The organism is Dolichospermum sp. UHCC 0259 (assembly GCF_009711935.1).
In the GTDB taxonomy this organism is placed as follows: Bacteria; Cyanobacteriota; Cyanobacteriia; order Cyanobacteriales; family Nostocaceae; genus Dolichospermum.
In genome coordinates this window covers 1-10,183 of record NZ_VIKX01000057.1, presented here as the reverse complement: position 1 = coordinate 10,183, position 10,183 = coordinate 1, and the positions used below count along the sequence as shown (strand labels likewise).

The 10,183-nt window shown below is 35.0% G+C and carries 5 protein-coding genes and 2 pseudogenes; 3 read left to right on the top strand and 4 right to left on the bottom strand.

Annotated features, from left to right (window positions below):
- Window positions 1-59 precede the first annotated feature (59 nt).
- Window positions 60-365 (bottom strand): annotated as a pseudogene (locus FJR05_RS04570) (4-Cys prefix domain-containing protein); the annotation flags it as partial.
- A 213-nt stretch (window positions 366-578) separates the two neighbouring features.
- Window positions 579-1,415 (bottom strand): alpha/beta fold hydrolase, encoded by an 837-nt coding sequence (locus tag FJR05_RS04565; protein WP_168643004.1) that lies wholly within the window; start codon window positions 1,413-1,415, stop codon window positions 579-581.
- 164 nt (window positions 1,416-1,579) lie between these two features.
- On the opposite strand from FJR05_RS04565, the gene FJR05_RS04560 reads away from it, so the two are divergent.
- Window positions 1,580-3,112 carry a SagB/ThcOx family dehydrogenase gene (locus tag FJR05_RS04560; protein WP_168643003.1) on the top strand — a complete coding sequence of 511 codons (1,533 nt, stop codon included), beginning with the start codon at window positions 1,580-1,582 and terminating at the stop codon, window positions 3,110-3,112.
- Window positions 3,113-3,286: 174 nt separating this feature from the next.
- On the opposite strand, the gene FJR05_RS04555 is transcribed toward FJR05_RS04560, so the two are convergent.
- Complete coding sequence (locus tag FJR05_RS04555) at window positions 3,287-4,006, bottom strand: Uma2 family endonuclease (protein ID WP_168643002.1); 720 nt, start codon at window positions 4,004-4,006, stop codon at window positions 3,287-3,289.
- Window positions 4,007-4,064: 58 nt separating this feature from the next.
- Window positions 4,065-5,657, bottom strand: a complete 1,593-nt coding sequence (locus FJR05_RS04550; RefSeq protein WP_168643001.1) for an alkaline phosphatase — start codon at window positions 5,655-5,657, stop codon at window positions 4,065-4,067.
- A 451-nt stretch (window positions 5,658-6,108) separates the two neighbouring features.
- On the opposite strand from FJR05_RS04550, the gene FJR05_RS04545 reads away from it, so the two are divergent.
- Together FJR05_RS04545 and FJR05_RS04540 are read left to right on the top strand one after the other, a co-directional pair.
- A complete protein-coding gene (locus tag FJR05_RS04545; protein WP_168643000.1) occupies window positions 6,109-8,910 on the top strand; it encodes a GAF domain-containing protein in 2,802 nt (933 codons plus the stop codon).
- Window positions 8,911-8,917: 7 nt separating this feature from the next.
- Window positions 8,918-10,126: pseudogene (locus FJR05_RS04540) on the top strand (response regulator); the annotation flags it as partial.
- Between the last annotated feature and the right edge of the window lie 57 nt (window positions 10,127-10,183).

Sequence of the window (10,183 nt, the reverse complement as noted above, 5' to 3'; positions counted from 1 at the left end):
TCGCTGGTTTTGGTCTTAGCACACTCAAGCAATTATTTAGAATGAAATAGCCCTGAGGGAAAATAACCTTCTGTTTGCGGAATCCCTGGATGATTTAGTTGTTGTAAAACGTTGGCTTCTTGTTGAAATAGTGCTAAGGCTTTACTATCATTTGTTAATTCTTCTTTGAGGACTTTAAGGATTTTTGGGGTGTCTTGTTGGTAGGCTTCGTAAATTTTGCCGAATCCAGTTTTATCACTCAATAAACGTAATACTCGATAACGTCCTATTAATTCCAATTGAGAACCACAACTTTGACAAAAACGGTTTTCGTCATTATCTGGATGGTTGGGTTGAGAACAAACTGGATTAATGCAAAGGGTCATAATTTGGTGATTGGTAATTGGTGATTGGTAATTGGTGATTGGTAATTGGTGATTGGTCAGTTGCAAAAGAATATTTCCCTTCCTTGCGCCTCTACTTAATTCTTTCTTCTTTCTTCTTTGCTCTTTCTTCCTCCTAACTCCTAACTCCTAACTCCTAACTCCTAACTCCTAACTCCTAACTCCTAACTCCTGACTCCTGACTCCTGCTATATCTCATGTTTGTGATGCTAGAAAAGTGGCGACTGTTTGATTAAATTCTGTGGGGTTGGTTAAGAATGGCCAATGATTTCCGGGAACTTGACACAGATTTAAGTTTTTGAGGTTGGTTTTGTAAGGTTGAATTTGCCAATTTTGGCGGTTTACACCTTTTTCTGGTTGTATAAAGAGGGCAGGTGTGTCAATTGGGTGAATAAAACCTGGTACTTCCATAACTGCGTCAAAAATGCCATCACGGGCGGCTATGGTAAATTTGCTACCCCAAGTCCCGTTGGGTTTTTGTTCTATTGCGGCTTGAAAAACTTGCTGTTGTAAAGAACTCCAATTTTGATATTGACTGAGTTGTTTAATTTTTTGTTCAGCTTCTTGGTAACTGGCAAAGGGTCCCATACTTTTGAGGAAAGGTAAGACGCGATACAAGAGAGGAAATGTAATTTTTAGGAAACTGGGCATTTTCCAGATAAAAATGGGATCTACTAAGGTGATACTTTTTAATCTGGCTGGGTTCTCTCTAGCCCAAATAGCGGCTAATTTCCCTGTCCAGGAGTGGCTGACGATATGAGCCGCAGACCATCCTAGTTTGTCCATTAATGCTTCCAAATCAGCGATCGCACTGGCAAAGGTATAATCGTGTTCTGGTTTACTACTCTCACCATGACCACGCATATCTGGCGCAACTATATGGTAATTTGCTGCTAAATAATCTGCCAAACTAGACCAAACCAAGGCATGGTCAGCCATACCATGTAATAACAGTAATGGTTCTTGACCTTGATTCCATTCTAAATAAGAAAGTTGAATATCAGATGTTGATAGAGTTTGACGTACAGGCATCATTTTGTCAATCTTTTCCATGACAGGGGAAGAGGGAATTTTACCAGAAAAATCACTTTTTTGGAGTTAATTTTTAATTTTGATAATTGTACTGATTAGTACGAATTAATGGAACTAATAAATGTCAAAATCAAAAGTAGGACTACAAGGATATTAAAATTACTATGCCAGAAATAGAACAATCCATTTCCCAACACTATCACGACCGGACTAAGTACCACCCCGAAACCCTGGCTTCTAAAAGTCGTAATTTAGACTGGAATAAACAGCCAGTACCGTTCAAAGAGTACAAAATTGGTTCTGATATTGACCTTAAACCTTATCTGCAAGAAACAGCGGTAACTGTTGCCAATAACCAAGATACCAAATGGTGGTGGCGGCTTTCTCAACTATTATTTCACAGTTATGGACTCACGGCAAAAATGCCTTCTTTGGGTAATACAGTATACTTACGTTCTGCCCCTAGTGCGGGGGGATTATATCCGGCTGAAGTATATTTAGTTTCTCGCGGGACACCATTATTACCGCCGGGACTGTATAACTATCAATGTCGAACTCATTCTTTAATGCACTTTTGGGAAAGTGATGTTTGGCAAAGTTTACAATCTGCTTGTTTTTGGCATCCTTCCCTAGAAAGTACCCAATTAGCTATTATTACAACTGCGGTTTTTTATCGTTCGGCTTGGCGTTATGAAGACAGGGCTTATCGGCGAATTTTTCTGGACACGGGGCATCTTTTAAGTAATATTGAGTTGGCTTGCAATATTGCCGATTATCGCTCTCATTTAATTGGCGGTTTTGCTGATGAAGCTGTTAATGAATTACTTTATATTGATCATGAACAAGAAGGAACAACTGCTGTTTTAGCTTTGGCAGATTTGTTAGATGTCCGCCAAAATTTACCACTAGGACGGACGGCTTTACCTTCGACAACTGCCACTAATTATCCATCTATTCCTGATGGTGAATTGCTGAAATATTTTCATCTCAATACTCAAATTCCGGTGAATAATAGTAGTAAGTTAAATTTACCAAATGTGGAATTAGAACAGTCTTTAGAAGATAAGTATAACTTACCTTTTTGTGAAAAATTTTCGACTCGAACTACACCAATTTATTGGGGAGAAGATTTAGCAGATTTATCAAATACCATCTATAAACGCCGTTCAACTCGTGCTTATACTGGTGATGATTTAAGTTTTGATGAACTGAAAGCTTTACTGGATTTTACTTATCAACCACAAAATTATATTGACCAAAATTTAGACCCTCACCCTGATTATTTTGATTTGAATTTAATAGAAACATTTGTAGCTGTTTCTGGAGTGCAAGGATTAGATCCAGGCTGTTATTATTACGCACCTAAAGCCCAAGAATTACGGCAAATTCGGTTTAAAAATTTCCGTCGTGAATTACATTTCTTATGTTTAGGACAGGAATTAGGCAGAGATGCAGGTGCAGTATTATTTCATACCGCTGATTTAAAAAATGCGATCGCTCAATATGGAGATCGTGTTTACCGTTATTTACACTTAGATGCAGGTATTTTAGGACAAAGGCTTAATTTAGCAGCCATTCGTCTTAACTTAGGTGTCAGTGGTATCGCTGGCTTTTTTGATGACCAAGTAAATGATGTCTTGGGTATCCCTACGGATGAAGCAGTCATCTATATTACGACACTAGGAAAACCAAGGTAGAAGTAAAGGAGTCAGAAGAAAGGAGTCAGGAGTCAGGAGTCAGGAGTCAGGAGTCAGGAGTCAGGAGAAAGAAGAAGAAAGGAGTCAGAAGAAAGAAGAAAGAAGAAAGGAGAAAGGAGAAAGAAATTATTTCCCTGCTGACTGACAATGTTAACCATAATCACCACATCATCATTAAACTTCTGGTTCAATACCCAGGGACTTTAATTGGGCAATTAGACGATCATTTTTCTGACGTTCTAATTCTGCCCTTTCCTCACCACTTAACAACAAATTACCCTGTAAATCCCAGAATCGTAGCCAAGGTAACTCCAGATTTTGATATTTACCTTGCCAAATTCCTAACTCAATTCCCAAAACTGCAATCGGATAATGTCCACGTTCATTGGCTGCTAATAATTGATATTGTCCTTCAATAAAATGATAAACTTCTATACTGGCTTTGTTTACTTCATAAATACAATAAAAAGCCGGATGAATTACCTGTTCATAAATCCAAAATTTACCTTTCCAGCGAGTTTTATCTCGTTGTTTATCACCATTTCCAGAAACAAATTCCAAGACAATTAATGGAGCAATAAATTCCTGCCAAAGTACATAAGAATCTCGTATTTCACCATTGATAACAGGTGGCACATTCGGCACATAAAACCATTTGGGAAATTCGGCACCGGATTCTAAGGTGTAAGTCATTTTCCAATAGATACCTAAATCCTGTCCAATACAATATTGACCATCTGGGTGGTATTTTTGTAATATAGGTTTGATAGATTCTGTTAGTAAAATGCCTTGAAAATGTTCTTGCCAATTTTTTACAAGCTTACTATCAGACTCTGGCAGTTGAGTATGGTCTGGAAAACCATTTTTAGCCGTAGAGTCGCCGTTAACCATCATATACTCTCACTTTTTTATTAAGTGTATAAACTATTATATATCAATCTTCAATTATTACTTAAATTTCTGGTTCTAAGTTCACACTATAGAGTTTTTCTCCTGCTAAATTGTGCAAAGTAACCATTAAAACTTCTGTTTTGCTATCAATTTTAATCATGCCAAAAAACTGTAAACCTGAACTTGGTGGTTGATTGAGTTTTATCTCTGGAGATGAAGTTTGAAACTTTACTTCTGGACCAAAAGTATTATCTAATTGATTTGGTCCAAAGTTTCCAGAATTAAGAGGTCCAGCCACAAATTCCCAAAAAGGCTTAAAATCAGTAAATTGGGCTTTATTGGGATGATAATAATGGGCTGCGGCATAATGAACATCAGCCGTTAACCAAACCACATTACGGATATTATTCTGTTTAATAAATCGCAATAAATCAACTAACTCTAATTCTCTTCCTAATGCTTTTCCGTCACCATTAGCGAAACCTTCAAAATCAGTTTTACCATCTTTAATCATTAACCCAATTGGCATATCACTAGCAATTACTTTCCAAGTGGATTTTGAACTCTTTAATTTATTCTTTAACCAACTTATTTGTGAATATCCTAAAAATGCGGTTTTTTCACTAGCTATTGACTGATTATTCGGAGAATTTTTACCTCTATAACTGCGTTCATCTAACATGAAAATTTCTAATAATTCTCCATGATTAAAATGACGATAAATACGGTTACTATCATTAACATTTCTGCGAATAGGCGTATATTCTAAAAATGCCTGTTTTGCCCGTGCAGCCAAGAGAGAAATATCCTTAACTTCATAGCGGTCATCATCTAATATTTGCCCAGGATACCAATTATTTCGCACTTCATGATCATCCCATTGTACCAGTTGAGGAATTTGGGCATTAAACCGCTGAATGTTTTCATCTAAAAGATTATAAATATAATTACCGCGAAATTCCTTGAGAGTTTCCGCAACCTTTGATTTTTCTTCTGTAGTGATATTTTTCCAAATTTTCCCATCATCTAATTTAACCTCAGCTTGAATAGGATTGTCAGCATAAATATAATCACCAGAATGAATAAAAAAGTCAGGATTAAATTTCCGAATAGATTCATAAATTTTCATTCCTCCCCATTCCGAATTAATTCCCCAACCCTGTCCTGCGGTATCTCCAGACCATGCAAATAATATATCTTTTTCTCTTCCTTGAGGTGCAGTTTTCAAATGGCCATTCACCGGGGCGCTATAAATGTTAGAATCAACTAAATCCTGAAAGGTGACACGGTAAAAAATATCTTGACCTGGTGGTAAATTATCCAAGTATGTTCGGGCTGTAAAATCAGTATATTCTGTGGCAACTTTGCCTATAATCCGTTGACTGTTACGGAAACCTTCATCAGTAGCATATTCTAGGATCATTCTAGCAGGTTTGTTGCTACGACTCCAAATCACCGCGCTATTATTGTTAACATCACCACTAGCGACACCATAAGGTGTAATAGGACGGTTTTTATCTAATGTAATCAATGCGGGTGTCTGAGCTACAGCTAATTTAGACCACATATTTGTTGTGATCAGAGTACCAGTAGTCACTGCTGCTTGTAGTAAGAATTGACGGCGCTTTAATCCTTGAGAAATGTGTACTTTCATAAAGTTATAATGCCCAAATTTGAAACTATACCTATGATTTAACCACTACAATTACAAAAAAAGGGAACGGGGAACAGGGAACAGATAAGAAACTTTTAGTTGGTGAGTTTAAAGCTCAGTCAAAAAAAAGATGTTTTTCCAAGATGCGTAGCACGAAAAAAAACAGTATCAATATTTCAATCTCATGTTTTTAAAGATGAGTTTTTTCTGTTCCCTGCGTGCGATGCACTGAGCAGTTCGACAAGCTCACTGTAAGACTTGTCGATAGCGAAGCGTGGCGTAAGCCATAGTGTTGCCCGTTCCCTCTGAACTGTCAAGTTTTATATACTCCCATTATATTTTGTCATCAATCCTGAGATAGATTGTAGGAACACGGAATTAATTATACAATTTGTTACATATATTCATGAATATTTAGATTTATTTTCATCAACTTACTATATCAAAAACTATGTTTTTACCTAATAATGAACGTCAACGCATCAAATTACTTAATCAATATCAAATTCTCAACACAGCACCAGAAACTGTATTTGATGAAATTGCCCAACTAGCCGCAGATATTTGCAACACACCAATTGCTTTAATTAGTTTAGTTGATGAAAAAAGGGAATGGTTTAAGTCAAAAATTGGGATTGATATATCAGAAATTCCTCGTGATTTAAGTTTTGGTAGTCATATTCTTTTAGAAAGAGAAATTCTAGTTATTCGTGATACTTTACAACATGAAAGATTTGCCAGTAATCCTCTTGTTGTCTCTAATCCCTATTGCCGATTTTATGCAGGAGTTCCTTTGATTAATGCTCAGGGTTTTGCTTTAGGCTCTTTGTGTGTAATGGATATTATGCCTCGCACTTTAACTATCACTGAGGCAAAAGGGTTAAAGGGTTTAGCTAAACAAGTAATGAGATTTTTAGATTTACACCAGCATAAATTTTTAGAAAATAGCCAATGGAACTCTCATCTTCTATTTACGCATCATCCTAGTCCTATGTGGATTTATGATGGCGATACATTGCGATTTTTAGATGTTAATGAAGCAGCTATAACTCACTATGGCTACTCAAAGTCAGAATTTTTACAAATGCGAATTATTGATATTCATCCCCTCGAAGATATGCCTATGTTACTGGCTTATATTGCTAAAAATAGGTCTGGTTTATGTAATTTTGGAAAATGGCGACATACTTGCAGAAATGGCAAGGTTATTTTTGTAGAAATTACTTCTAATACTATTCAATATAATAGTCAAAATGCTATATTAATTCATATACAAGATTTGAGTAAGTATCAAAAACTAGAACTAAAATTACAAGATAGTGAAGCTAAATTTCGAGTAATTTCTCAAGCAATTCCTATTCCTTTGGTCATTTCTCGATTATCTGATGGCATAATTATCTATGCTAACCCAGAGTTTTTACACACATTTAAATTTTCTCCAGATGATTTATTACAGAAAAGAATTTCAGATTTATATCACGATAAATCTGATTGGGACAAGTTACTAACAACCTTTAACCAAAATGGCTGTTTGCATAATCATGAAATTCAACTAAATAAAGCCGATGGTACTAATTTATGGCTAATTACATATTGGCGATATTTAAAATATAACAATGAACCAGCAGTATTGCAATTATTTAATGATATTACTGATAGAAAAAACTCTGAGGTTAAACTTCAAGAACAAAATGATTTTTTGCAGACAATATTTAAAAATATTCCTTTAATGATTGCACTAATTGATGGCAATTATCAGGTACAATGGGTTAATCAAAATTTAGAAGAAACTCTCAAATATTCTTTGCAAGATTTCCAAACTCGTAATATCTTTGCAGAATTATATCCTGATGAAGAATATCGTCAAGAAGTGATTGATTTTGTTCAGTCTGCACAACCAGTTTGGCAGGATTTTAAGACTCATTTACAGGATGGTTCGATCATGGATACATCTTGGACTAATGTAAAATTACCCAATAGAAATATTATAGGTATTGGTAAAGATATTAGAGAACGTAAGCAAAATGAAAGCATATTAAAAGCTCAAGCTGAACGAGAAAAATTGATGCGGAAAGTTTCTGAGCGTATTCATCAATCCCTACATCTCCAGGATATTCTGAATGCAACAGTTGAAGAAGTCCGTGATTTATTACAAGTTGATAGAGTTGTAGTTTATCAATTTTATCCAGATATGAGTGGTAAAATTATGGCAGAATCTGTATTGCCGGGATGGACGGTTACTTTAGATAAGGATATTCACGATACTTGTTTTCAAGAAGAGGTCATATCTAATTATAATCAAGGACGTAAACGGGCAATTTCTAATATTTATCAAGCTAGTTTAACTGATTGTCATATTCAACTTCTAGAAAAATTTGAAGTTAAAGCGAATTTAGTTGTCCCTATTCTCCTGGAAGTAAATGAAGAAAATAGAGGTTCTGCGCCTTGGGGTTTACTGATTGCTCATCAATGCTCTAACTTTCGTGAATGGGAAGATAATCAATTAGATTTACTTGATCAACTCACAGTACAAATTGCCATTGCTATACAACAATCAAATATATTACAACAAGCCAAAAGTGAACTTCAACAACGAGAACAAGCCGAAGTTAAGCTGAGAAGTGCCTTAGCTGAAAAAGAAATTTTATTAAAAGAAGTTCATCATCGAGTTAAAAATAATTTGCAAATTGTCTCTAGTTTATTGCATCTACAAGCACAGACAATTAAAGATCCACAAATTCTCAAAGCTATCCAAGATAGTCAAAATCGGATTGAGTCAATCTCTCTAATTCATAAAAATTTATACACTAATCCTAATATTGGTAAAATTGATATTGCTGAATATATTAATAATCTGGTGACAGGAATATTAATTTCCTATCAGATCACACCTGGTCAAATTAGTTTACAAACTGACATTGATTCAGTTATTTTAAATGTTGATCAAGCGATCGCTTGTGGATTAATTATTAATGAACTCATATCAAATGCTTTGAAGCACGCTTTTCCTGATATAACTTCAGGTGAAATTAGTATTAACTTACATAAAAATAAGAATTATGATATTACAATGAGGATTCAAGACAATGGTATTGGTTTAGCTGATAATATAGACTGGGGGATTACAACTTCTTTAGGTCTATCACTGGTTTATGATTTGGTTACGGAACAACTAGAAGGTTCTATTACTATCGAACGTAATCGGGGAACTATATTTAATATTCAATTTTCACAGTTCACTTCGCATGAATAAATAAGAAATGGGTCTAGCTAGAATTTTAATAGTTGAAGATGAAGTAATTGTGGCTAGAACTATTGCTAGTCAACTTGATCAATTAGGATATACAGTTATAGGTAAAGCTTCTTCTGGAAAAGCAGCCATTAGTCAGGCTTCAGAGACTAAACCAGATTTAATCCTAATGGATATTATTATCAAAGGTGAAATGGATGGTATTACTACTGCTGGTTATATTCATGAACAATTAGATATTCCGATAATTTTCTTAACGGCTTATGGTGATGAACAGACTTTAGAACGGGCAAAAGTGACCCAACCTTTTGGTTATGTTGTTAAACCATTTACGATTAGAGATTTACGTATATCTATAGAAATTGCCTTAGTAAAACACAAGCTGGAATGTGAATTACGAGAAAGCAGAGATCAATTGGCAACTTTACTTAATTCGATGAGTGACGCTGTTATCGCTACAAATGAACAGGGTATCATCACATTTATTAATCCTGCGGCCGAAAAAATTACTGGTTGGCAAGCAACAGAATGTCTTGGTAAGAATATATCAGAAATTATCAATATGATTGATGAAGTTACAGGTGAAGAAATAGAAAATCCTGTGACAAAAGTGCTGCGACAGAAACAGTCTTTGCCTTTAAGAGAATTTGCGGCTTTAATTACTAAAAATAGCACAAAAATACCAATTGCTAATAGTGCTTCTTTGTTAATGCGACGACTTCATGAAATTAGTGGTGTTGTGCTTGTATTATGGGATTTAAGTGAACGTCGTCACAGAGAATACTTAGAGCAATCTTTAAAAAAAGAACAGGAACTTAATCACCTTAAATCCTTATTTATTTCTACTGTTTCTCATGAATTTCGCAATCCTTTGAGTGTAATTCAAACCGCAGTAGAATTGATAGAAATTCAAGGTAATAATTTAACGGAAGATAAAAGAAATAAATACTTAAAACGAATCTACGGTGCTGTAGAATCAATGGAAAAACTCATGAAAGATGTCCTCTTTATGGGTAAAGCAGAGGCAGGAATGCTGAATTATCATCCAGAATTGATTAATTTAGAAAAATTTTGTCAAGAACTAATTGAAGAATTTGAACTTATTGAAGACGGTGGGCATGAAATAGTTTTTAATTGTCAGAGTCACAATACAAATACGCTGATGGATGAAAGATTATTACATCACTTATTTAGAAATTTACTTTCCAATGCAATTAAATAGTAGTTTTTCACTCTCCCCCCACTTTCGAGAGTTTATAGGGTAGGTAGAAGTAGG

Excerpts from the sequence above, each read along its gene's own strand:
- FJR05_RS04545 (WP_168643000.1), top strand. The coding sequence starts at position 6,109 with ATGTTTTTACCTAATAATGAACGTCAACGCATCAAATTACTTAATCAA.
- FJR05_RS04550 (WP_168643001.1), bottom strand. The coding sequence starts at position 5,657 with ATGAAAGTACACATTTCTCAAGGATTAAAGCGCCGTCAATTCTTACTA.
- FJR05_RS04560 (WP_168643003.1), top strand. The coding sequence starts at position 1,580 with ATGCCAGAAATAGAACAATCCATTTCCCAACACTATCACGACCGGACT.
- FJR05_RS04565 (WP_168643004.1), bottom strand. The coding sequence starts at position 1,415 with ATGCCTGTACGTCAAACTCTATCAACATCTGATATTCAACTTTCTTAT.
- FJR05_RS04555 (WP_168643002.1), bottom strand. The coding sequence starts at position 4,006 with ATGATGGTTAACGGCGACTCTACGGCTAAAAATGGTTTTCCAGACCAT.